This window comes from Paenibacillus sp. JJ-100 (assembly GCF_948329825.1).
Lineage (GTDB): Bacteria > Bacillota > Bacilli > Paenibacillales > Paenibacillaceae > Paenibacillus.
Window position 1 is genome coordinate 1,318,083 of sequence record NZ_CAOJCM010000002.1, and the last position, 25,838, is coordinate 1,343,920.

Here is a 25,838-nt window from a genome sequence, read left to right on the forward strand (position 1 = left end):
TTATTGAGCCTGTTTTTTGTAATCTTCAGCGTATTCTTCACGGATTTTGGTTCCACCTGCATTAGCCCAATTCTCGATTTCCTTTTCCCAACCGCTTTGATCAATCTTGCCCATAATATATTTGGTTTGTGCGTCGGCAATCATCTGATCCAGATCCGCTCCGCGGTCACCGTATGTTGGAGAGTACAGCGTCAGAGCAGGATTTGGCACAGCATATTCTGCCAGTTCCTTCGCTAGTGCTGTTCCTTTTTCTCCAAGCTCGGTGTCTTTCAGTTTAGGAACATTGTACCCTTCAATATAAGGGAAATTATCACGATAAGGCTTTACTTCACGTTGGAAAGCGTCGAAGTCACTCATTTCCACTTCATTGTCTCCTACTTTAGCGTAATGTTTACCTTCCACACCACGCATCAGCAGCGTTGCCATCTCTGGGTCCATCAGTTTATCAACGAAGGAAAGCAGACTTTTCAACTCTTCTTCTGATTTCACTGTGGCTTTCGGGAAAGCCAGAATGCCTGAGTTTCCTGTCTGTCCAGCGACACGATCACCATTTGGACCAAGCAGGCCGGCAATATCCACAACGCCGTCTGGGTTACTTTTGGACAAACGCTCTTGCTGGCTCTTACCGTTCTGTGCCACACCAACACGCATGCCGACAACGCCGGAATCATACTTTTTCTCCGCTTCGGTTGAATCAAACACGGCAAAATCCTGATTCAACAATTTCTCTTCATACAAACGTTTCAGTAGATCCAGCACCTGCATATATTCCGGTGTCATGAATTCTGGTGTGAAGCTGCCATCATCTTCAACCTTCCACTTGTTCGGTGCGCCAAAACTGACACCAAGACGTGTCGTAAATGAATACTGATCCTCGTTATACTTTTTAAACAGCATTAATCCATGGGTATTTGCCTGCCCGTCGCCATCCGGATCGGAAGTAGACAGCGTCTTGATCGTTTCATACCACTCATCCGGGGTTGTTGGTACTTTCAGATTCAACTTATCAAACCAATCCTTGCGGTAGATCACCGTTGCCCGTGCAATATCGGAGAACACCGGTACACCATAAATTTTGCCCTCAACCTTGATGTTGTTAAAGAAACGTTCATTTTGGGCAGCAAGGTTTTTATAATCCTTCAACAAAGGTCCGACTTCCCAGAACACATCATTTCGCATTGCATTGGTCACTGTCGGATTATATTGCACTTTTACGATTTTCGGCATGTCACTTGAGGCGATCATGACATTAATTTTGTCGTTGTATGCGGACGCCGGGATCCACTGGATATCAAGCTTTGTGTTGGTGTACTCTTCAATTTTTTTCTGTACTTCATTGCCCTTGCTTGGTACATCACCCACCTGTGCAATAGCGATGGATACGTTCTGCACGCCACCTTCGCCAGCCTGACTTTCATCTGAACCACATCCTGCCAGCAAACTGGTCACCAACGCCAGTGTACTCAGAACAGCTACGGCTTTCTTTTTTGTTCCCTTCATTCATGAAAACCTCCCTTTGATACTCCATATCGGTCTATTGTTTTAAACGAATGCGATCGAAACTCCCCCATTACCCTTTTACAGAACCAAGCATCACTCCCTTGGCAAAATGCTTTTGCAGGAATGGATACACTAACATAATCGGAATGGTAGAGAACACAATAACGGCCATGCGAATGGTAAGCGGCTGAATCTCGGTCTCTTCAATACTCGTATCTCCGATTCGGCTCTGTGCCAAAATGACAATTTCACGTAGCCACACTTGTACAGGCCACTTTTCACTATCATTGATGTAAATGACGGCATTAAAGAAACTGTTCCAGTGAGCCACGGCGTAAAAGAGTGAGAAGGTAGCCATTGCCGGCATCGACAGAGGCAACACAATACGGAACAATACGCTTACGTCATTACAACCATCAATTTTGGCAGCATCCTCCAGCTCATCCGGGATGGCTTGAAAGAAATTTTTGAGTACGATCAGGTTGAATGCACTGATTGCTGTTGGCAACATCAAAGACCAGAGTGTATCGGTAAGATGCAGGGATTTAACGACAAAATACGTTGGTATCATACCGCCACTAAACAGCATCGTGAACAATACTCCAAGCAGGATCGGCTGACGTCCGCGTAAGTATTTTCTGGATAGCGGATAAGCCATCAGCGATGTAAACAACAAGTTAATCAGCGTCCCTACAACAGTAATGTAGACAGACACGCCGAGACTTCGAATTAACGTATCCGTGGAGAAAATGTAACGATAAGCTGCTAAGGAGAACTCTTTAGGAAAAAGAATGAATCCTCCCTTGGCTACTTCATGCGGGCTGGTAAAGGAAACAGCCAGAATATAAATGAACGGAATTACAGTCACGATTCCAATCAGTAACAGCAAACCATGATTCACAAAATCAAAGATTCGATTGCCCCATGTTTTGTCCTGTTGCATCTAAATGTTCACTCCTGTCTAGTGAAGAGCGCCTAACTCCCGTTGCATCAATAGACGCCTTCCTCCCCGAATTTTTTGGCTAACGTGTTGGCACCAAGCACCAGCGCCAGTCCGACAACCGACTTGAACAATCCGACAGCAGCACTATAACTGTACTGTGCCTGGGTAAGCCCTTTGGTGTATACGTAGGTATCGAATACCTCGCCCACATCACGGTTGGTAGGTGTCAGCATCAGGAATATCTGTTCAAAGCCTGTATCTAGGAAATGACCCAGACGCAAAATAAGCAAAATGATGATTGTACTACGGATCGCCGGCAACGTAATATGCCAGGTTTGACGCCAGCGGTTTGCACCGTCAATTCGCGCAGCTTCATAGAGTTGCGTATCTACACCGGAGAGTGCAGCCAGGAAAATAATAGTTCCCCATCCGACCTCTTTCCATATGGACTGCCCTACAATCATCGAACGGAACCACCCTGGTTCAAGCAAGAATGCAATCTTCTGTCCCGTCAAATTATAGAGCAGTTCGTTGATTGCACCGCCTTCTGTCGTGAAGAGCATGTAGAACACACCAACCACAACCACCCAGGAAACAAAGTGAGGAACATAAACTAATGTCTGTACGAAGCGTTTGAACCGCTCTCGCCGAACCTCATTTAACATGAGTGCAAGGACAATGGGCAGCGGAAAAAAGAAAACCAGATTATAAATCGCTAGTAAAAATGTGTTTCGGAATAACGTCCAGAACTGTGGTTCTCCAAAGAAACGCTGGAAGTGCTTGAATCCTACCCAATTACTCCCCAGAATGCCTTTGTAAGGTGTGTAATCCTGAAAAGCCATCGTAATGCCATACATCGGTATGTATTTGAATATTACAAAGTAAAGCACTCCCGGAATCAGCATGATATACAGCCACCGGTTTTTAATGATGTCCCTCCACAATAGATGTCTGTCACTGCGGGTAGCGGGCCGTGTCCGAGCCGCCGTTTCGGCTTTCATAGTGTCTTCCTCCCCACTTTGGAAACGATTACAAAACATCACTTCCTGAATTCATGTCTCCATTGTGGCCGATGATTACATGACTGGCTATCATCCTGATTTAGCTTCTTGTTTTCCCTTATGTATCAAGGGTTTCAAACTTTTGGAGATTACTGGTCAACTGCAAAATAAACTGCTTTCAACTTGGATATTCCTGGTTTAACTTTGGCGTAGAAGCTGTAGTTCACCCTGAACCATCATAAGTGAATGTGAAAAGCCTGCCTGCCATAGCGGGCAGAGCAGGCCTTGTTTTCTATCGATGCTGCTCCCGATACTTACCGGGAGTTGTTCCTGTTATTTTACGAAATGTACGGATAAATGCAGTGGGGTTGGTGTAATTTAATTTTTCAGCGATTTCTGATATTTTCAAATCTGTTGTCTGCAGCCACATTTTGGCTTTTTCCATGCGGTATTCCGCGAGATATTCGGTAAAATTAACACCTGCTTCCTTCTTGAATACCCGGCTTAAGTAGACGGGATGGAAGTTCAATTCCTCGGAACAGGCCTCGAGCGATAAGTCACGATCATATCGTTCTTCGATCAGTCGAATCATCCGGTGGGCAATATTCATATACTGGGACTCCTCCTGTTCCTTCCAGAAACGAATCACAGGCTGAAATAATCGCTTTCGGAACCAATTCGTCATCTCGTCCAATGTAGACAGCTTGAGCAAATAGGTCATGGACGCCTTCTCTCCAAGTACTTCCGCCACATCTCCACCTTGCTCCTGCACAAGTTGATACACTCTGGATAATAGTTGCACCATTATGATCGGATACTCACTGAAATGAAGTTTTTTGTCCGCCAGTAGTGCTAAATATTGTGTGAAATACACATTTGTCTTCTCTTCGTCCCCCTGCTTGAGTGCAGAAGCCAGTTGATCTTCAATCATCCGCAATTGCGTATACAGCGCTGCCTCCATCTGCCCTCTTGGTTGAATATCCTCATAGTGTAGAATAATACGGCTTCCTAAACTCACTCTGCCCTGTAAAGCTTCTTTACTCTCCTGGTATGCTCTTGGCGTAGCCCCGATGCTTGAATATGCTCGGCTAATCCCTATACTTACCGGAAGATTCAAGTAGGTTGCAACCCGTTCACGAATGCAATCGGCCTGTGTATGCATCCACTCCTTCAACTGCACTTCATCGCTCAGATCAGAAGCTAGCACGGTCACCTGCGAATCATCGAGCATGACAGGTGTAAATCGAATGTCAGAAGGCAGCAGTTCACCAACCATATTATTGACTGCAAACAGCAGCAAATCTCGATCCTGTTCTTCATACCTCGTGCCTTCAAGCGTATCGATTTGAAGCATAAGCACGCCGAGATGAGACCACCCCGTCGGAAAGTCATACAAATCGCCTTGATATCTGAAATCCTCTTCTGATATTTTCCCTGTCAGCAACTTGGTCATAAAAAACTCCTGAAGGTGTACATGCTGCCCTTTCATCTGCTCACGCATCGTTTTCTCAGAACTGAACAGGGTCGATAAACGTTCTTCAATGTAGCTGAATTCATCCTGACGACGTCCTGCTGGCGGAAGCGGTGAATCCAGACCTTTCGTAAACTGTAACAGTCTTGAGATCGGCGAATACATTCGCCGACTGCCGTATATGGCCACAAGACCTGTGACACATAACATTACTAAGGTAGCAATCCCCGTCACTAATGCGATCTTCTGCGACTGGGCTGTAATCTGTCCAAGCGAAACGACGGATACGTATAACCAGCCGTTGAGCGGAGACTGTCTGTAGCTTACGGCTACGGGTTTATCTTCCACTTCAGTACTAAAAAAACCTTGGGATTCCCCTGTCGTTTGGACCCTTTTCTGAATATCTTGGTTGAGCAGATCATATTTGGTTCCATAATTGGTATCATTCAGAAAGTACCTCTGTTCCTTGTCCAAAACATACAAATCGCCCGAATTTGGATTTCGGCTCAGAAAACTGCTTAATTCAGCATCCGCAATATCGATGACAAGAAATCCCTTTGGTTTCACGTTTGTTGGAACCATAGGAATTTTGAAAACCATACTCACCACGTTATCAGAAGTGATCATGGTAGGCGCCTGTTCCATTACTGCCTCACCCATGATTGGCGATCCCGGGGCGTTCTCTTTGGTTGAACTTTTATTCTGAGTTACCCAGAACAGACTGTTGGTATATGTAAGATAAGTTCCAATTCGATCTCGAATGCTGAAGTCGTCCAGTTTGCCAAATGAACGCATGGTAACGACCCAGTCCTCGTCAAGATTAATAAGGTAAGCCTGATGAATACTCGTCACAGCCTGCAGATTGTTGAATCCTGAAGTCAAATCACGAATTTCTTGAAAGTCACTGCTATCGAGTGGCTTCTTCATGGCCCGTAGCACCAGAGGTGAATTGACATATTGAATGGAGGACAACTGTAAACTTCGCAATACTTGCTCCACTCGCATCTGGGTCTGGTGTAGTATTTGAAGATTACTTTCGCGCACTTTTTGTTCGATATCACGTGAAGCAATCGTATACGAGACAGAACCAATCACAATGACCGGCAATGCTCCAAGAATCATCGTAAAACAGAGCAGACGCAATAAATATTTAGGCAATCAAAGCATCTCCCTTTTATAAAATCGCTTACATTGGATTAAATAACTATTGTTATTTTAAAACCCATTCTTAATCAAGTCCACATCTTTATTTAGAAACGTTGACTTTGAGTCATTCGCAGTTTATATTACTTTATATATTCCTCAGGTCGAAGGAGAGATTTTGATGTCGGTGAGCGTTCTTAACTAATCAAGTTTCATATTCAGGAATTTTGGCTTTTCATGACACTTTTGCCGTTATGGCATACGTGTATTTCATGATGCGCCAGATCCCTGTACTTAGTTAAGAACAGCGGAAATCAAACATCGCCTCCGGGATTGCCTATGTCCGGGTCTATTTCCGCGCTGTGTTCAGCGCGGATTTTTTCGTATAGACCCTATATGGACTCTGCTTTCCCATACGCACAGGGCGGAGAATGACGTTTGTTCATTCTGCGCCCTTTTTGCGCATTTCTACAGGGATATTTTTCAATAAAGTACACATTAATACATTTCAAATTGAAGGAGAGATTCCACGTGAACAATATCAATACGAATAATGCCATGAATACAAATATGAAGAATGTAAACGAACAAACGCTAACCAGTCTCGGCTTCCACCATATTCAGAAAAACATTGCAGACTATGCCCTTTCCTATCTGGGCAAACGTTATGCCAGAGAACTCCAACCGATGACCGATGCACATCTCATTCAAATGCGTCTGGACGAGACTGAGGAAGCAGCAGCTCTTGTCCGTTTCGGGGCAAGTGTACCCATTCCTTCGTTAGAGGGATTGGAAACGATCATTGCCCTGCTCGGCACCGGATATCTATTCAGCGAACGCGACTTCAGCCATCTCGCTCAGTTCCTTCGCAGCTGTGCGCAACTTATGAAGTATATGGAGGGTAAATCCGGCATTGCTCCGACCGTTAGTCGTTATGCATCTTCTATGATGCTTATGGATAGCTTGCGAAGCGAGATAGAACGTTGTATTCATAATGGGCGTATTGAGGATCAAGCGAGCAAGGAACTCATTCGAATTCGCAAAAAAATGAGTGTGAATGAAGAACGTATGAAACGCAAACTGGATTCACTGGTTGGCAGACACCGCTCGATTATGCAGGAACAGGTTGTCAGCCAGCGGAATGGGAGAACTGTATTGCCTATTAAAAAAGAATTTCGCAAGCACGTCAAAGGCAGTGTACTTGATGAATCTGGTAGCGGGCAAACCGTATATATTGAGCCTGCAGAACTGACAGGTCTGCAGATGGAACTTACTCTACTGCAAGCTGAGGAATCCCGGGAAGAGATGAAGATTCTTGGCGACCTGACCTCTCTGGCTGAATCTTACAGCCGGGAAATTGCACTGAATACAGAGACCGTGGGCATTCTGGATTTTTTGTTTGCCAAAGCAAAATATGCAGTGGCTATGGATGGGCGGTCCGTGCGTGTTAACAGCCACGGTAAGATTAGTCTGCGTCGAGCGAGACACCCTCTAATGGGGTCGTCTATGGTTCCGCTTGATTTTTCCATCGGATACACTTACTCATCCCTTATCATTACAGGCCCGAACACAGGCGGCAAAACCGTTGCACTCAAGACACTCGGGCTGCTAACACTGATGATGCAATCCGGACTACTTGTTCCCGTGGCTGAGGGAGGAGAAATGGCTGTATATGAGCAGATCGCTGTCGATATTGGCGATGGTCAAAGCCTTGAACAGGCGCTTAGCACATTCTCAGCACATATTCGCAATATGATCACGATTCTGAAACAAGCGAATCCTTCCACGCTCGTACTGATCGACGAAATGGCGTCAGGTACAGATCCAGGAGAAGGTGTTGGGCTCTCTATAGCGATGCTCGAAGAATTGCATAAATGCGGGGCAACCGTTGTTGCTACGACGCATTTCGGGGAAATCAAATATTTTGCCGCAGCTACATCCGGATTTGAAAATGCACGAATGGAGTTCGACACCGCCTCTCTCCAGCCCTTATATCGACTGCGAATCGGGGAAGCTGGCGAAAGTTATGCTTATTCTATTGCGCTTAAACTGGGCATGCCGGAGCATATTATTGAGCGTTCGAAGTCCATAGCTGATGAACCCTTGAATAGAAATGCGAATCAAATCATTCATAATGAGTTACAGCAAAAGATCCATCATGATAGACACACTTCTGCGCCTGATTATGTAGAGCAAGCTCAATCATTAGAGCATTGTTCTCATATAGAAGATACTAATTTTCTTGAGAATAATGCTCCTACAGAGGATGCTAATAATAAAGAATCGAATCTAAATGATCTAAATGATGTATCTCCAGGCTCCAACTCCGACTCCGACTCCGACTCTATGTCCAATAAAGCACCTGTTCGTGCTTTTCGTAAAGGAGACCGCGTTTATGCAGCTTATTTGGATCAGGCAGGGATTGTCAGTGACGAAGAGGATCATCGGGGACAGATTGGAGTCATGATTCGGGGACGTAAACTGAAAATTCACAAGAAACGTCTGCGCCTGCATATCTCTGCTGATGAGTTATATCCGGGGAATTATGATCTGGACATTGTGTTAGAGAGTAAGGAAAATCGCAAGAAACGCAATCTGATGAAGCGCAAACATGTGGAGGGACTGCAAATCGAGTTGCCTCCCGAAGAGTGAAAGCAGCTCAGAGCGACTGCACAAATGTAATGCCAACAATATTCCCTATCCCATTGTGCTCAAGAGGGACTAACTAAAACTTCTTAGCTGGAGGGCTCGTTTTGATATAATAGAAGCCATAGATTACGAATGTCTGCATAGGAATAACGAATGAAGAAAAGAGGTACAACATGCTTGAGAAACAGCCGAAGCCGGAGAAACAAAACAGCAAGCAAAGTAATACAATCCATGAGCTACGATGTCCACTCTGCGGGGAAAATAACGATTGTGTCTATGCTGCAGGTAAACCTCATTCTGAATGCTGGTGTAATAATGCTGTATTCCCTGAGGAAGTGTTTGAACGTATTCCCGCAGAACATCGTCGCAAATCATGCATCTGTCAACAATGTCTGGTAAGTGAGGTACGGCAATAACAGGAACGGGTTATCTTGTATCCATTACTGTGTCCGTGCCAAAGGTCCGCCTGGAACACCAAAAAACCATTCCCTCTCCCAATGGAACTGCATCATCCTTTGGAAGGGGAATGGTTTCTTTGCGATCTAATCTTCTTAGAAGCTCAATATTTAATGATATCTATAATTCTGTAAAAGCAGATTCAGCAACTCTAGCTATCGCCTGTTTTCAGCTCGATTCTCCCTAGATTTTTCACTATATTAAGCTGTTATAACCGGGGATTCGTGGGCTGATCACATCTGATGATACTGCTTCACTGCCTCCACCAACACGGGATGGTCAATATCCATGGTGGTATAGTGCTGCAGTGCAGCCGCGATGCCTTTATCGCGGATCATGCTTTGCAGTTCCACCGCCTCGGGATCATCGGACACATCAAACTTGCAGGCCGCAGCCATGCCCATAGCCAGATGGGTCACCGACATATCGTTCGCGTGCGCCAGAAGCGCCGGGCGAACAAGACGATCGTTCGGGGAGAGCTTGCGCAGCGGGGAGCGACCTACGCGGGTTACCTCATCGGTGAGATAAGGATTAATGAACCGCTCCAAAATTTTGACAATATACTGCTCATGCTCTCCCGGGTCGAAGCCAAAACGTTTCACCAACACCTGACCTGTCTCCTGCAATGCACCGTATACAATGGACTTTACTTTTTCATCAGCAATGGCCTTCTGAATCGTATCATACCCGTGTACATAGCCAATATATGCTGCAACACAATGTCCTGTATTTACCGTAAACAATTTGCGCTCAATGTAGGGTTCAAGATCATCCACATAGACCACACCATCGATTGATTTGAATGCAGGTGCCATCTGCGAGCGATCCACCACCCACTCATAAAAGGGCTCTACCTGAACATGCAGGGGATCTTCATGATTCTGGATCGGTACAATCCGGTCAACTGCCGAATTTGGAAAGTACACATATTGATCAGCGAACGCACGAGCCTGCTCATCCAGCAATGCATATACATGCTCTTTCAGCTGTGCGCTTCCACCGATCGCATTCTCACAAGCAATGATATGCAGCGGATTTTGCACAGAACCCGCACGCCTTCTTCGCTCCAGTCCTTCTGCAATACCGGGCGCAATATGTTTCAATACAGCGACACCCACTGCAGTTGTAATCAGATCAGCTTCCGCCACAGTATCAGCAACCGTTTGTAACTCCCGTCCATCAATAGCGGTTACTCCACTTACCGTCTCCTGATCTTTACTCTCATTGGCAAGCTCCACGGTATACTCACCGCGCTCTCGAAGAGCATGTACAAGTTCTTGATTCACATCCGAGAACGTCACCTCGTATCCAGCACGAGACAGAATCAAACCGATAAATCCACGTCCAATGTTACCTGCGCCAAAGTGAAGGGCCTTCATAGTTCCATTTCACTTTCTAGAATCGTAATAACTTCCTCTGCTGTTTTCGCCTGACGCAGGGCATCCATATTTTCTTCCTCGGCACAGATTACCGCAATACTTGTTAAAATCTCCATATGTTCTCCGCCTTGAGCTGCAATGCCAATAACCATATAAGCCTTTTCTTCCCCAAAATCAACCCCCTGCGGAAATTGAATCACCGAAATCCCCGTTGAGAGAATGAACGCTTTAGACTCTTTCGTACCATGCGGAATAGCAAGTCCATTGCCCACATAGGTAGATACAATTTCTTCACGCTCGATCATCTTGTCAATATACTCTGCAGTGATATGGCCAGCATCCTTCAGAATCTGTCCTGCCATACGAATAGCCTCGTATTTGTCTTGAGCCGTCGCGTTCATGATGACTTTGTCTGTTGTTAACATACTCATGTTATTGACCTCCAATTTCAGTTTTACTCCGATAAAATCCAACTAGTTCCTGAGACAGATAATGAACAATCTCATCCCTATTCCCTTGTGTGAGTAACATAACCATCTCTTCTTGAAGAAGCAGTGCACTAATCTCGCTTAGAACCTCCAAGCTTTCTTTGGACAATTCCTTTGGACCGAGCATGAGCAGTACATGGCTGACTCCTTCCGGATCATCCTTTGTCCGAAGCATCGGTTCGTTCAGCTGGAACAGACGGATAGACGGACTGTAGATACTTTCGCTCCGTGTATGGAAAAGAGCTAGCGTAGTACCGGGAATTTTCTGACTTCCCATCGATTCACGCTTTTCAAGCAGCTTCGCAACATCTTCAGGATCCTTTAATACACCTGATTGATGTGCAACGGTACTCATCGCAAGCAAACTCTGAGATAAATCAAGTTGTACATTATTTAAGGTGTGCACTTGAAATTTGCCAATAATCCGTACGATTTCAAGCAGCGTCGCTTCCATTCCTTCAGGATCAGAAGTTCGGTTGGGTGTCTCCTGCCTTATGTCACGAGGTTTGTGATGTCGTCGCTGTAGCGTTGTCGTTTTGATAAAATGGCGCAGATTCTCGCTCTCTTCTGCTGTCAACAGCGGGCTGACTTTGTAATACTGATCTTCCTCCATGGGCAGATCGACAGTTGATAAGACCAGATCATACTCTTCTGCTGGCATTCGGGCAGCTTCGTACCATGACACGCTATCGATGATCTGAATTTCAGGAAATTCCTTAGACAGCCGACTGGACAACATGCGCGAGGATCCAATTCCACTGTTACACACAACGATCGCCCGGATCTCCTGCTTCAACGCTCGTAACCGCTCAATAGATGCACCAAAATGCATGACAAGAAATCCTATCTCTTCATCTGGAACCTCTACCCCTGGCCATGCATGCAGCACGGATCTTTTGACTTGTTCAAATAGAACGTCATAATCTCTGCGAATCTGCTGCAATAGTGGATTTCGAATCATTTGATGCCCTTCAAGCCGTTCCATTACAGGCACCATATGATCTATTAATCCTTCTCGAAGCAAGCGATCTTCATGAAAGCTATAACCCGTTCTATCTTGCATCTGATCCGTAAGTGAATGGACTCTATCCATTAGAATCAGATTGTCAATCGGGAGCAGACGTGAAGTATGAAGCTGCTGTTCCGTTTCCGTCAGCAATTGATGAAAATACATTTGCTCCGCTTCTGAAAAAGCCACTCCCAGCTGGGAGGATAATATATTGCACAGCCGAGAGGCCATATACTCGGGCACTTGTGGTTCATGTAACTCTGATACTCTAACAGAAGTCATATTTTTTGTGCCTGACGGCACACGCCCTATATCAAATCCTTTGCGTATTCGAACAATAGCTGCAGATAACTGAATAAGCAGCTTCATATACTGTCGTTCAGGTATCTTCTCCAGCCATTCAATATCCGGTTGCCATAATGCATTTTCAATAGTAACCACATCACTATGACCGATCATGCTGAGTAACTTTTGATTAACGACGGAGCTCCCTTGCTCCGGCTGTCTGCCAAAGAGATCCGACTCATCCAGCATTTCCATGGCGAGCGCCGCAATAGCTCTGCGAAGGATTGCCTCGCTACCCGTTATTTTGACGCCATATCCCCGCCTTCGAACGAGTTTTAAACCGGATTGCCGAATGCGTGACTCCAGATCATCCAGATCGTTGGTGACCGTCGAGACCGTCACCTTCATGTCAGAGGCAAGAGCACGCATCTTGATCGGTTCAGCCTCTCCCAGCAGGATGCAAAGCATGAAGAGCTTACGCTCTTCCGGCGTAAACTCTACATGTTCATTACCTTCCAGCTTCTGGCGTAATGCACTAAGATCATCTGAATCGGAATCAATACGAATGCCGGTCCCCGATTTTTTTTCCAACCGCATACCGAGCGGTTCAAGCCATTGTTCAATCATCAGCAATTCGCGATGAACAGTCCGGGTACTTACTTTCACTTCTAAGGCGATTTCGCCAGCCGTGACTTCATGGGGATGTTCCAGCAGGAATTCCACAATTTCACGTTGTCTTTTGGTAATACTCATATCTCCGCCTCCGGCTCTTGGAAACAGCTGCTCTACGTAGATTTAAAGCTCATGAAACTCATTCGCAACGGTTTATCACTTACTTCAAACGTTCAACAAGCGCATCGTATTCCGGGCTTTTTAGGAAGTTGTCGATGGATATATGCTCCGCATTTGGTGCAACTGTACGCGCTCGATCCGTTAATGTTTTTTGCGTAATCACAACGTCAGCATCTTGCGGAATTTCACTAATCGCTGTGTTGGTTACAGCAACATCGATCCCTTCAGATTTCATCTTTTTGCGCAGAATCGAAGCTCCCATCGCACTCGAACCCATACCTGCATCGCATGAGAAAACAATCTTTTTCACATCCGATTTTGCCTTGGAAGCTGCAGAAGTTGCGATATCTGCTGCTCTGTCTGCTTCACGATTATCCGCTGTAATCGCTGCATTTGCGGTATTACCTTGGCTCTTCATATCTTTCATCTGGCTGGAAGCAGCCTCTAAATCTTCTTCCTTCTGCTTACCTGTTTTGAGCAGCAGAGAAGCGATTAGGAAGGAAACAATGGTTGCTACGATAACCCCTGCAAGCATAGGGATGTATCCACCTTTTGGTGTCAGCAGGAAATAAGCGATAATACTTCCTGGTGACGGTGCCGAAACTAATCCTGCCCCTGTCAGCATGAACGTTAATGTACCTGCCACACCACCAGCAATGGCTGCCAGAATCAGAATTGGTCTCATCAAGATGTAAGGGAAGTAGATCTCATGAATTCCCCCGAAGAAATGAATGACGCCTGCACCAGGTGCGGATGATCTCGCCATCCCCCGTCCGAAAAAGCAGTATGCCAACAAGATGCCCAGTCCAGGTCCTGGGTTGGATTCAAGCATATACAGTACAGATTGTCCTAATTCTCTGGCTTGATCTGTAGCAATTGGTGTTAAAATCCCGTGGTTTATAGCATTGTTCAGGAACAACACTTTAGCCGGTTCAATGATCAGGTTGACCAGTGGAAGCACACCAAGATTCATCAACCCTTGTACGCCTGCAGACAATACTTTGCTAAGCGCTTCAACCGCAGGCCCGATCCCTAACAAAGCAATGATGCCCAATATACCGCCGATGATTCCAGCCGAAAAGTTGTTGACCAACATTTCAAAACCAGCTTTGACCTTACCTTCAATAGATTTGTCAAATTTCTTAATCACCCATGCAGCCAATGGCCCTGCAATCATAGCCCCGAGGAACATCGGAATATCACTGCCTACAATTACACCGATGGTCATGATCGCACCAACGACACCCCCGCGCGTTCCATGTACCATCGTACCGCCGGTATAACCGATCAGCAGCGGCAGCAAATATTTAATCATGGGATCAACAAGCTGTGCTAGCGTTTCATTCGGGAACCAGCCTGTTTTAATAAACATTGCCGTGATCAGTCCCCAAGCAATAAACGCGCCCATATTAGGCATGACCATTCCGCTCAGGAAACGTCCAAAACGCTGTACACCAACACGTAACCCACCCTTAGAATTGGACATTTGATCCAAATTACTCATTGATTTATCCTCCTTGAATCAAATCGTTATTCGTAATGAAAGGGGTATCATTTATCCCCTGCTGTTATCCTAAGCGAGAAACCTATCTTGTTCAATCAAATGAAAGCGTACTTTCGTCATGAACAATGATGACAACATTGGATTATGTAATCGCTTTATATCAAAATAAAAGGTGTAAACCCTTGATACAACAAGGTTTTTCCGTGTCTATGATTTTTTATACACAGCGCTGTAAGACTAGCATAGCTTGGTTTATTTCAACTGTTTTTATACCTGAATCTATAGAATCTTCGTTCTGATCTTGTCCATATGTGGATGAAAAAAAGCAAAAAAAACCTGCATAAGCTCATTTGCTTACGCAGGTCTGGATATAAAACGCTCTAATTTATATGAATACATAATATGTTAATAAGTACAAATAAACCAAATGACTCAGATTATGGGATTACTCGATATGCTTACGATATTCTTCTGCCTTTAGCAATGAAGATAAAGCAGCGGTTACATCCCCATCAATACGAATTTCGATCATCCAGCCTTCCTCATAAGGAGAACTGTTTACAAGTTCCGGAGAGTCCTGCAATGCTTCATTAATGGCAACAATGGTCCCGTTGACTGGCGAGAACAGATCTGACACTGTCTTCACAGATTCAATTGTTCCGATACCTTCTTCTGCTTTTACACTTGCTTCGAGATCAGGCAATTCTACAAACACAATGTCACCCAGCTGATGTTGCGCGAACTCGGTGATACCGATTCGTACGGTATCCTCCCCAACGGTCTGCACCCACTCGTGCTCTTCACTGTACAAGAAATCATTTCTTAATTCGCTCATCGATATCCGCCTCGCTTTTCATTAATGAGTGCATGCGTTCTCTGACCTTTCCCTTTTCCCCAGACAACAGCGTATGATAAATCGGATTCAAATGTCAAGATAGCTCATCATTTATTCGTTAAAATAACGAACATTACAATTAACTTTCAATAAAACATTCGTATTTTGTCGTAAATTGAAGGATATCTATCTTGACATCAGCAGTGGATTCACGTTTTAATGAGAGAAGCAACATGAGTTCATTGAACTACGTAAGAACCGCGGATGAATGTAAAGGGAGAGATTGCCCGTACAACCCGGTTTGGGTTGTGCATGAGGCGACGCCGAAGGAGTAAACCTGCCGACAAGCGGAGGTGAATCTCTCAGGCAAAAGGACTTTTACAGGACGCAACTCTGGAGAGAATCTATTCGTCCGTTATTGGACGTTTTTGATCACCCAAGGGGAAACCTGTCTTAATCAACGGCGGGGTAACTCTCAGGTACAAGGGACAGAGCCTAAGAATACAGCGTGCTACTTGGCATGCCGGTTCTTTGGCCTGTCCTTTTCCATTTTCCCCAAAAATGAATGGCAGGGTCTGGAATGATATGCTTTGCAGTCCGCTTCTCCGATCTGATGACACTTATTACGTTTAATTAAAGCTTCACAGAATCACGTTTCTATAACTTGGCCCGATTATGGACCATAACGAGGTGATTGGATGTCCGCTTTGTTAAGAACCCCCCTATTTCCCCTATATACACAATATGAAGGTGTACGTTGCATCGATTTTGGTGGCTGGGAGTTACCTGTGCAGTTTAGTGGTATTCAAAAAGAACATGAAGCGGTGCGAGAGCGCGCTGGTTTATTTGATGTGTCTCACATGGGCGAATTCATCGTAACGGGTGAACAGGCTGAATCTTTTTTACAAAATATGACTACCAATGATGTCACGGCAATCATGCCAGGTCAGGCACAATACACGTTCATGTGTTACCCCGATGGCGGTGTGGTGGATGATTTATTGATCTACAAGCTGGCGGAGCAACACTATATGCTGGTCGTCAACGCCTCTAATATCGATAAGGATTGGGCATGGTTGCAGGAGCACATGGTACCAGGCGTGAACATGACCAACGTCTCCAAGCAAACAGCGTTGCTTGCGCTTCAGGGCCCTCTGTCGGTCGAGATTCTTGCTAAGGTTACGGGTACAGGAGTGGACGCAGACTCTATCGAAACATTCCGCTTCGTACAGAATGCCGAGGTATGCGGAGTAGAGCTGCTGCTCTCACGAACCGGATATACCGGAGAAGATGGCTTCGAGCTGTATGTCGCAGCAGATCAGGCTGCTCACGTGTGGAACGAACTGATGGAGGCGGGTGCTGACCTCGGTTTGGTTCCAGCAGGTCTTGGTGCACGCGATACACTGCGATTTGAAGCAAAGCTGCCTTTGTACGGTCAAGAGCTGTCACCAACAATCTCTCCACTTGAGGCTGGACTGGGCATGTTTGTGAAGTTAAATGCCGGGCCTTTTATTGGATACGAAGCTTTGTTACAGCAAAAAAATGACGGTCCTGCCCGCAAGCTCGTAGGTATTGAAGTGCTGGAGCGCGGTATCCCGCGTCCGCATTATCCGATCTATGCTGATGGCGTGCAGATTGGTGAAGTGACAACCGGAACACAGTCGCCAACCTTGAAGCGTAATCTGGGCCTCGCCCTGATTGACACCAAATATACAGCACTGGACACACCACTGGAGATTGAGATACGTGGCAAAAAGCTCAAAGCCCAGGTCGTTAAGACCCCTTTTCATAAACGGACACGCGCGTCAAAGACCCCTACTCAAGGAGCTGAGCAAGCATGAGCAAGCACCGTTACATTCCGATGACTGAACAAGACCAGAGCGCAATGCTCGCCACGATTGGTGTGGATACGATTGAGGATCTGTTCCAAGATATTCCGCAAGAAATCCGTTATCAAGGCGAGCTACCTGTCTCCTCTAAGCTGGATGAATACGCACTAACACGCCACATGTCGAAACAGGCTGGCGCTAATGCCAATTTTGAGACACACGCCAGCTTTCTCGGTGCAGGCATCTATGATCATCACATCCCATCTGTAATCAATCATGTCATTTCCCGTTCAGAGTTCTATACCGCCTATACCCCTTATCAGCCTGAAATCAGTCAAGGGGAGCTCCAGGCCATCTTCGAATTTCAATCTTATATCTGTGAGCTGACGGGTATGGCAGTAGCTAATGCCAGTATGTATGATGGTGCAACTGCTTTTGCAGAAGCTGGTAATCTAGCCGCCGCAGCCACACGCCGCAAACAGCTTATTGTATCCCGCACGGTTCATCCTGAAGCTCGTCAAGTTTTGCAAGCCTATGCGCATGGGCTAAGTCTCGAGATTGTAGAGGTAGGCTACAAAGACGGCGTTACGGATTGGGAAGCCTTGCAGGCAGCCATCTCGGACGATACTGCAGCGGTTATGATTCAAAGCCCGAACTTCTTTGGTGCCGTGGAAAATGTAAAACAGGCTGCCGACCTTGTGCACGCGCACAAAGGCCTGCTCGTCGTCAGCGCTAACCCGCTGTCGCTCGGTTTGCTGGAAGCCCCAGGCAAGCTGGGTGCCGACATCGTGGTAGGCGATGCGCAGCCCCTCGGAATCGCCGCTTCGCTCGGCGGACCGACGTGCGGATACTTCGCCGTGTCCCAGGCTCATATGCGCCGGATTCCTGGTCGGATCGTTGGTCAGACGACAGACCGCAACGGCAAACGTGGCTTCGTCCTGACGCTGCAAGCTCGCGAGCAGCACATCCGCCGCGAAAAAGCGACGTCCAACATCTGCTCCAATCAGGCATTGCTGGCACTTAGCGCTTCTGTTTATATGTCTACCATGGGAAGACAAGGTATGATCGATGTCTCTGATCTAAATCTACAGAAGAGTCGCTATGCACTAAATACGTTGAAAACTATTCCCGGTGTAAATCTTACATTCATTGCCCCTACGTTTAACGAGTTCGTCATTCAGCTTCCTGAAGGAACCGATGTGGACGCACTGCAGTTGAAACTGCTCGATGCAGGCTTCATCGGCGGTTATGAACTTGGTCGTGATTATCCGGAGCTTGCCGGACATATGCTCATCGCCGTTACTGAACGACGCAGCAAAGAAGAGATCGACGAATTCGCACGTGTATTGGAGGGATCGTTGTGACTCATGAGACGACTACAAAAGCAACAGTTGCTGGTACTTCATCAGAAACATCTGAAACAAACCAGGCATTGAATCAGCAATCTGGGGTCGATGCACAAGTAACCACGTTTAGTCCACAAGCAGCGTCATCCGTCGCTCCTGAACAAACATTGATTTTCGAACTAAGCAGTCCTGGACGTGTGGCCTATTCCCTCCCGGAATGTGATGTTCCTCGCCAAGACGCGGGCACGTTGATTCCCCAGGAAATGCTGCGCTCCGAAGCGGCAGCCTTACCTGAAGTGTTTGAAGTAGATGTCATCCGACACTATACAGCACTATCTCGCCGGAACTTCGGGGTTGATAACGGGTTTTATCCACTTGGCTCCTGTACGATGAAATATAACCCTAAGATTAACGAGGATGTTGCACGTTATAACGGTTTCGCCAAAATCCATCCGTATCAGCATGAATCCAGTCTTCAAGGTGCTCTTGAACTGCTCCATATCTTACAGAATGATCTGGCAGGGCTGACAGGTATGGATGCAGTAACACTACAGCCTGCTGCCGGTGCCCATGGTGAATGGACGGGGTTAATGATGATTCGGGCTTATCATGAAAGTCGTGGTGAGCTGCGCACCAAGGTTATCGTACCCGATTCCTCCCATGGCACGAACCCGGCCAGCGCAACGGTTGCCGGATTCGAAACGGTCACGATCCCCTCTCGTACGGATGGATTGGTCGATCTGGATGCTCTACGGGCAGCGGTAGGTTCAGATACGGCAGCACTCATGCTGACTAATCCGAACACCCTCGGTTTATTCGAGAAGGATATTCAGGAGATTGCCAATATTGTACACGAAGCTGGAGGGCTGCTGTATTATGACGGAGCAAACTCCAACGCTATTATGGGTATTACACGTCCGGGTGATATGGGCTTTGATGTCGTGCATCTGAACTTGCACAAAACGATGAGCACGCCTCATGGTGGTGGTGGCCCTGGTGCAGGTCCGGTTGGTGTGAAGAGTCGCCTGATTCCATTCCTGCCTAAACCAATGGTTGTTCAAAATGACCAGGGCGTGTACGCGCTGGATTACGAAGGAGACCAATCCATCGGCCGGGTAAAAGCCTATTATGGTAACTTTGGCATCTTGGTACGTGCCTATGCCTACATTCGCACCTATGGACCAGAAGGTCTACGCCGTGTATCTGAATGTGCGGTCCTGAACGCCAACTATATGATGGCTCGTCTGGCACCTCATTACGAGATTCCATATCCTGGCGTGTGCAAACATGAATTTGTTATGTCAGGCCGCGGTCTGAAACAGTACGGTGTGCGCACACTCGATGTAGCCAAACGCTTACTGGACTTTGGATATCACCCGCCAACGATCTACTTCCCGCTGAATGTCGAGGAGTGCATTATGATCGAGCCAACGGAAACTGAGAGCAAAGAAACGCTGGATGGGTTCATAGATACGATGATTCGGATCGCCAAGGAAGCAGAAGAAACTCCTGAATTGGTGCTGAATGCCCCTTACGGCACACCAGTTACTCGTTTGGATGAAACGACTGCAGCACGTAAACCGGTATTGAACTGTGCTTGCAGCTAAGATTCCTTTCCTCATTTAAAAACCGTGAATAGGGTTGATTCCCTTAAATACTCCCCTTGTGTATTGATGAGGTTGTTCTCATACTACAAGGGGTTTTTATGTTTCATATAGTGGTCCGTCACGTTTCTCTCCTAAACAAACAAAAAGAGCCGATATCCACTGTATCGTGGACACCGGCAATATTGCTGCACCTAAGCAGCCTTTAATCGGAAAAAGAAAAAGAAAGACCTTAGATCCGGAGGAAACTCCGGTAAATTAAGCTTAAATGCTTTGTACGAGTTCAACCACTTGTTCAGCGGTTTGCATCTCCAGAGCTTTGGCAGCCAGTTCCTGCATGTCCGCACGGGACAGCTTAGTAATTTGGCTACGTGCTGGCAGAATAGAAGTTGCGCTCATGCTGAACTCATCCAATCCAAGACCAAGCAACAATGGAATTGCTGTTTCGTCTCCTGCCATCTCACCGCACATACCAACCCACTTACCTTCACGATGCGCTGCATCGATTACCATTTTAATCAAACGCAAAATGGCAGGGTTGTATGGCTGATACAAATAAGATACACGCTCGTTCATCCGGTCAGCAGCCATCGTGTACTGAATCAGATCGTTCGTACCGATACTGAAGAAGTCGACTTCTTTAGCGAATTGATCCGCCATTACAGCTGTTGAAGGAATTTCGACCATGATCCCCAGTTGAATACTATCGGAAACAGCAATACCTTCAGCGACCAGCTTTTCCTTCTCTTCGAGCAGGACAGCTTTTGCTTCACGGAATTCACCCAGCGTTGCGATCATCGGGAACATGACACGCAAGTTTCCATGTACACTTGCACGCAGCAATGCACGCAATTGTGTACGGAAGATATCCAGACGGTCCAGACACAGTCGAACTGCGCGGAAGCCGAGGAATGGATTCATTTCTTTTGGCAGATCCAGGTAAGGAAGCTCTTTGTCCCCACCGATATCGAGTGTACGCACTACTACCGGTTTGCCTTCCATTTTTTCAAGTACCGCTTTGTAAGCATTGTACTGAATTTCTTCGGAAGGAAGCTTGTCTCTACCCATGTACAGGAACTCGGTACGGTAAAGGCCTACAGCCTCGCCGCCGTTCTCCAATACACCTGTTACATCATTCGGTGTACCGATGTTTGCAGCCAGTTCCACGTGAACGTTATCCAACGTAACCGTTGGTTCGTCACGCAATTTTCTCCACTCCGCACGTTGTGCATCATACTGTTCCTGTTTGGCACGGTATTCAGCAACAACATCGTCCGTAGGATTAACGAGAACATGTCCATCCAGACCGTCAACGATAATCAAGTCACCTTGTTTCGCTTGAGCCAAGATATCCTTCGTTCCAACCACAGCCGGAATCTCAAGGGAACGAGCCATAATTGCAGAGTGAGAAGTACGTCCACCAATGTTCGTTGCAAAACCTTTAACAAAATTGCGGTTCAATTGAGCTGTGTCAGAAGGCGTCAGATCCTCCGCAAGCACGATGACTTCTTCACTGATCTCAGCTGGACTCATGAAGTCGATGCCAAGCAAGTGATTTAGCACACGCTTAGTGACATCACGCATGTCTGCCGCACGTTCCTGCAAATATTCACTTTTCATGTTTTCAAACATGGAAATGAATTGCGATGCAGTATCATTGAGTGCATATTCTGCGTTCACCATTTCATCAGCAATTTTGGCTTTCACCGGATCAATCAGTTCCGGGTCATCCAGAATAAGCAAGTGGGATGCAAAAATCTCTGCTTTTTTCTCACCAAGCTCTTGTAAAGTACGCTCTTTGATCGCCTCGAGCTCAGCCCGGGATTTACCCAAAGCTGAGTCAAGTTTAGCGATCTCTGCGTCAACGTCGTTAATCTGGCGTTTTTCTACAGAGTAGTCAGGATGCTCCAAGATAAACGCCTTGGCGATAGCAATACCCGCCGAAGCCGCGATCCCAGAAACATTAAGCATTAATTTCGCCCAACCCTTCGTTAACCATAACATCAGTCAGAGCTTGAAGAGCTTCAGCTTCGCCTTCACCTTCAACGATGATGCTGATAGTGTCACCTTGCTCCAGGCCGAGGGAAAGAACACCCAGAATGGATTTCAATGTTACTTTTTTGCCGTTAGCTTCTGCAAAGGATTCTGCACCTTTGAATTTGTTAGCTGTATTTACCAGAGCTGTCGCTGGACGTGCGTGGATACCATCTTCGTCTGTAATTCTGAATGTTTGTTGCATTACAATCATCTCGCTTTCAGTAGTTTAGTATAGGCATTGCATATATTTACACTTGCTTGCCATCGATGTATCAATTCTTATTTTATCTCAATGATTGGCTGATCGCCAACTTTGAGCACGCCACTCTTCTTGAGTGTAATCGTAGAGCCTTCTGGCAGGTTGGTGAAGATTACTGGAGAAATAATGGATGGAGCATTTGCTTTCACATATTCCAGATCCACTTCCATAATCGGTTGACCGGCAGATACCAGATCACCTTCCTGAACTAGTACGTTGAAACCTTGACCTTTCAGTTTCACCGTATTGACACCGATGTGAACAAGTACTTCCTTGCCACCATCGGACATAATTCCAACGGCATGTTTGCTTGGAAATACATTAAATACTTTACCATACACAGGGGATGTAATTGTTCCGTCATGTGGCAAAATAGCGAACCCGTCACCTGTCATTTTTTCGGCAAAGACCGGATCAGGCACGTTGGTAATATCCAGCAGTTCACCATTCACTGGCATAACGATATCCTCTGGAACGATGCGCTCACCTTGTTCTCCTTCCGCTTTTTCCTCTTCAGGAGTCGGTTGAACATCAGCGGCTGGAGCTGGAGCAGGTGTACGTCCTGCGATGATATCTTGCATTTGGGATTTAATCGTATCGGAACGTGTTCCGAAGATGGCTTGAACATTATTACCCACTTCAAGCACACCAGATGCACCCAATTGTTTCAAACGGTCTTTTTTTACATTGGCTTTCTCATTCACTTCAATCCGCAAACGAGTAATACATGCATCCAGATGTTTAATGTTTTCCTTGCCGCCAAAGGCTTCAAGAATGTTATGCGGTAAATCATCCGTCGAAGTTGTGGAACCGTCAGATGAAGATTCCGCAGATGCTTCTTCACGTCCTGGTGTTTTGAGGTTGAACTTGCGAATGATGAATCGGAATCCGACGTAGTAGATCACAGCAAGAATTAAACCAACGATAATCACGTTCCACCATGGCGTACGGTTTGGAATGATACCGAAGATCAGGAAGTCGATGAAACCACCGGAGAAGGTCATCCCGATTTTGACTTCAAGCAACTGCATCGTCATGAAAGACAGACCTGCAAAGATACAGTGTACAGCAAACAAAATTGGCGCTACGAACAGGAACGAGAACTCCAGTGGTTCTGTAATCCCTGTCAGGAATGATGTCAGCGCAGCAGAACCCATGATACCTGCAACATATTTTTTATGCTCAGGTCTAGCTTCATGGTACATCGCAAGTGCGGCTGCTGGCAAACCGAACATCATGAACGGGAATTTACCAACTTGGAATGTTCCCGCAGTCAGTGCAACTCCATCACGCAGCTGGCTGAAGAAAATCTTTTGGTCCCCGCGAATGACATCGCCGGCCTTATTCACATACTCACCGAACTCAAACCAGAATGGAGAGTAGAAGATGTGATGCAAACCAAATGGGATCAGTGACCGTTCAACTACACCGAAAATGAAAGCCGACAATGTCGGACTTGTATCCACCATAAAGTGAGAAACGGCATTCAGACCATTTTGGATTGGAGGCCAGATGACCACAAGTAGCAAACCGATGATCAAGGAAACGACCGATGTAACAATAGGAACAAAGCGTTTACCTGCAAAGAAACCGAGGTAAGACGGTAGTTCAATTTTGAAGAACCGATTGTAACACAGTGCGGCGGCGATACCTATAATGATACCTCCAAATACCCCTGTGCTTAATGTAGGAATACCCAGAACATATGCATAACCCGGCACCTCACCAATCATAGCAGGTGTAACACCTACGGCAGAACCCAGAGTTACGTTCATGACCAGGTAACCGATGATGGCTGCAAGTCCAGCAACCCCTTCACCGCCAGCCAGTCCGACGGCTACGCCGACAGCAAACAGCAATGCCAGATTATCAAATACGATCTGACCTGCGTTCATCATGATCGTTGCAATCGAGTTTACCCAAGGGGTATCGAGTGCAGTAACATATTGCAGAAAATCTGGGTTAACAAGCATGTTACCAATTCCGAGCAGCAAACCTGCCGCTGGCAAAATGGCTACAGGCAGCATAAGAGCTTTACCTACTCTTTGCAATACACCAAAAAGCTTTTTAAACATGGCGTCGCTTCTTCCTTTCACATGAGTTATATGTCGTGATACAAGCAAGGGAACACAAAAAAGGCATGAACTAATAAAAGTGAACTGTGCCAACCTTAGGGTATAGCATACCCGTAAAAAGGTAGAACAATCACACTCAAATTAACTCATGCCTGATCGAGTCAGTAACACGTCGCTTATGTTTATTCAGTTGCTTGATTACGGTCATCATTGTAGCATCACTTAAATTGTATTGCAAGCCTTTACAGAAAAAAAGATCTTTTAAATGTTACTCCAGAGCAGATCTCCCTATTGTTCTTCTTCTTTCCTCTGATTCAGCCGCTGCAGATGTATGGTTAAATAGCCAACTTCTGCCGGATAAACAGGCAGTTTTAACCGTTTTTCCATCACTTTGGTCAGCTTCCATGCAAGCGAGTACATTTCAGGATACTCCAATTTAAGCAGGGAGTCGAGCTTGTGAAGTTCCTCCACTTTATCTCCACGGCGTATGCGTTCCAGAGCAAAGCGAAGATGGGTTAAAAGACGAGAATAGTCTAGTGACTGTGTCTCAAAAGAATAATTCAATCGCTCTGCAACTAAGCTCACCAAATCCGCAATTAACTGCGAATGCTCACGCACCTGGGATATATTCTGATTCGTTACCGCACTATATATATGCAGAGCAACAAATCCAATCTCATCCTGGCCGAGATCGACGCCCATCCTTTCTTTTATTAAACGAACAGCGTATTCCCCCATCCGATACTCAGCAGGGTAAATCTCCCGTGTTTCATATAAAAAAGGATTTTGAATGACAATGCCCTGCTCTTTGCGTTTGAGTGCAAAAGAGATATGATCCGTTAGAGCAATATGAATATGTTCATTAAGCGGTACGTCCGTACGCTCGGAGATGTACGTAATGACTTCGTTGATAATCTCGATTAAAGCCTCATCCACCTGTGGAAGAAGTTGCTTGTATTGCTCCTGTTCCTGCTGGTTTTTCAAAATAAACATCTTCTCCACAGCCGCCAGTGGAATATCATCATTCGGCTTCCGGTTAAAACCGATCCCCTTACCAATGACAACAACTTCGCCGTGCTCAGGATGCTGTGCAATGATTACGTTATTATTTAGGGCTTTGTCTACATGCAGGCTGCTCATTTTTGCACCTCTTTTTTTCACACCATCTTGGATGTGCTGCACACATCTTACTGCAAACAAAAAAACATCCGGAGCGGGCAATGCGCGCCGGAC

At 46.1% G+C, this 25,838-nt stretch carries 18 protein-coding genes and 2 riboswitches; of the genes, 5 read left to right on the forward strand and 13 right to left on the reverse strand.

Annotation, left to right across the window (positions count from 1 at the left end; genetic code table 11):
• The 4 genes from PQG66_RS12635 to PQG66_RS12650 form a co-directional block, all read right to left on the reverse strand.
• Entirely contained in the window at positions 1-1,500 is a 1,500-nt protein-coding gene (locus tag PQG66_RS12635) for an extracellular solute-binding protein (RefSeq protein WP_272038013.1), read from the reverse strand.
• Positions 1,501-1,570: 70 nt separating this feature from the next.
• Positions 1,571-2,443, reverse strand: a complete 873-nt coding sequence (locus tag PQG66_RS12640; RefSeq protein ID WP_272038014.1) for a carbohydrate ABC transporter permease — start codon at positions 2,441-2,443, stop codon at positions 1,571-1,573.
• Positions 2,444-2,490: 47 nt separating this feature from the next.
• The gene (locus PQG66_RS12645; RefSeq protein ID WP_272038015.1) at positions 2,491-3,444 is read right to left on the reverse strand and encodes an ABC transporter permease; all 954 of its coding nucleotides are present in this window, start codon (positions 3,442-3,444) and stop codon (positions 2,491-2,493) included.
• A 292-nt stretch (positions 3,445-3,736) separates the two neighbouring features.
• Positions 3,737-6,073, reverse strand: coding sequence for a helix-turn-helix domain-containing protein (locus tag PQG66_RS12650; protein ID WP_272038016.1), 2,337 nt, complete (start codon positions 6,071-6,073; stop codon positions 3,737-3,739).
• Between the two features lie 555 nt (positions 6,074-6,628).
• On the opposite strand from PQG66_RS12650, the gene PQG66_RS12655 reads away from it, so the two are divergent.
• Together PQG66_RS12655 and PQG66_RS12660 are read left to right on the forward strand one after the other, a co-directional pair.
• Positions 6,629-8,710 carry an endonuclease MutS2 gene (locus tag PQG66_RS12655; protein ID WP_272038161.1) on the forward strand — a complete coding sequence of 694 codons (2,082 nt, stop codon included), beginning with the start codon at positions 6,629-6,631 and terminating at the stop codon, positions 8,708-8,710.
• Positions 8,711-8,880: 170 nt separating this feature from the next.
• Positions 8,881-9,123, forward strand: coding sequence for a cysteine-rich CWC family protein (locus PQG66_RS12660; protein ID WP_272038017.1), 243 nt, complete (start codon positions 8,881-8,883; stop codon positions 9,121-9,123).
• Positions 9,124-9,396: 273 nt separating this feature from the next.
• Here the strand turns inward: PQG66_RS12660 and PQG66_RS12665 are convergent, their stop codons facing one another.
• The 5 genes from PQG66_RS12665 to gcvH form a co-directional block, all read right to left on the reverse strand.
• Entirely contained in the window at positions 9,397-10,542 is a 1,146-nt protein-coding gene (locus PQG66_RS12665) for a mannitol-1-phosphate 5-dehydrogenase (RefSeq protein WP_272038018.1), read from the reverse strand.
• Positions 10,539-10,973, reverse strand: coding sequence for a PTS sugar transporter subunit IIA (locus PQG66_RS12670; protein WP_272038019.1), 435 nt, complete (start codon positions 10,971-10,973; stop codon positions 10,539-10,541). Before PQG66_RS12670 ends, PQG66_RS12665 begins: the two co-directional genes overlap by 4 nt.
• Position 10,974: 1 nt before the next feature.
• A complete protein-coding gene (locus PQG66_RS12675) occupies positions 10,975-13,077 on the reverse strand; it encodes a BglG family transcription antiterminator (protein ID WP_272038020.1) in 2,103 nt (700 codons plus the stop codon).
• A gap of 79 nt (positions 13,078-13,156) precedes the next feature.
• Positions 13,157-14,620 carry a PTS mannitol transporter subunit IICB gene (locus PQG66_RS12680; protein ID WP_272038021.1) on the reverse strand — a complete coding sequence of 488 codons (1,464 nt, stop codon included), beginning with the start codon at positions 14,618-14,620 and terminating at the stop codon, positions 13,157-13,159.
• Positions 14,621-15,065: 445 nt separating this feature from the next.
• Positions 15,066-15,455, reverse strand: coding sequence for a glycine cleavage system protein GcvH (gcvH, locus tag PQG66_RS12685; protein WP_272038022.1), 390 nt, complete (start codon positions 15,453-15,455; stop codon positions 15,066-15,068).
• Positions 15,456-15,719: 264 nt separating this feature from the next.
• A riboswitch (glycine riboswitch) is annotated at positions 15,720-15,843 on the forward strand.
• Between the two features lie 3 nt (positions 15,844-15,846).
• Positions 15,847-15,949: riboswitch (glycine riboswitch) on the forward strand.
• A 204-nt stretch (positions 15,950-16,153) separates the two neighbouring features.
• Here gcvH and gcvT point away from each other — a divergent pair.
• The 3 genes from gcvT to gcvPB all read left to right on the forward strand — a co-directional run bounded on the left by gcvT (position 16,154) and on the right by gcvPB (position 20,237).
• Complete coding sequence (gcvT, locus tag PQG66_RS12690; protein ID WP_272038023.1) at positions 16,154-17,296, forward strand: glycine cleavage system aminomethyltransferase GcvT; 1,143 nt, start codon at positions 16,154-16,156, stop codon at positions 17,294-17,296.
• A complete protein-coding gene (gcvPA, locus tag PQG66_RS12695; RefSeq protein ID WP_272038024.1) occupies positions 17,293-18,648 on the forward strand; it encodes an aminomethyl-transferring glycine dehydrogenase subunit GcvPA in 1,356 nt (451 codons plus the stop codon). Before gcvT ends, gcvPA begins: the two co-directional genes overlap by 4 nt.
• Positions 18,649-18,797: 149 nt before the next feature.
• The gene (gcvPB, locus tag PQG66_RS12700) at positions 18,798-20,237 is read left to right on the forward strand and encodes an aminomethyl-transferring glycine dehydrogenase subunit GcvPB (RefSeq protein ID WP_272038162.1); all 1,440 of its coding nucleotides are present in this window, start codon (positions 18,798-18,800) and stop codon (positions 20,235-20,237) included.
• A gap of 261 nt (positions 20,238-20,498) precedes the next feature.
• Here the strand turns inward: gcvPB and ptsP are convergent, their stop codons facing one another.
• The 4 genes from ptsP to glcT form a co-directional block, all read right to left on the reverse strand.
• Positions 20,499-22,205, reverse strand: coding sequence for a phosphoenolpyruvate--protein phosphotransferase (ptsP, locus tag PQG66_RS12705; RefSeq protein WP_272038163.1), 1,707 nt, complete (start codon positions 22,203-22,205; stop codon positions 20,499-20,501).
• Positions 22,198-22,473 (reverse strand): HPr family phosphocarrier protein, encoded by a 276-nt coding sequence (locus PQG66_RS12710; RefSeq protein WP_036617010.1) that lies wholly within the window; start codon positions 22,471-22,473, stop codon positions 22,198-22,200. Before PQG66_RS12710 ends, ptsP begins: the two co-directional genes overlap by 8 nt.
• Before the next feature lie 77 nt (positions 22,474-22,550).
• On the reverse strand, positions 22,551-24,605 hold the full coding sequence (gene ptsG / locus PQG66_RS12715) for a glucose-specific PTS transporter subunit IIBC (protein ID WP_272038025.1): 2,055 nt from the start codon (positions 24,603-24,605) through the stop codon (positions 22,551-22,553).
• Positions 24,606-24,893: 288 nt separating this feature from the next.
• Complete coding sequence (glcT, locus tag PQG66_RS12720; RefSeq protein WP_272038026.1) at positions 24,894-25,745, reverse strand: glucose PTS transporter transcription antiterminator GlcT; 852 nt, start codon at positions 25,743-25,745, stop codon at positions 24,894-24,896.
• Positions 25,746-25,838: the final 93 nt, after the last annotated feature.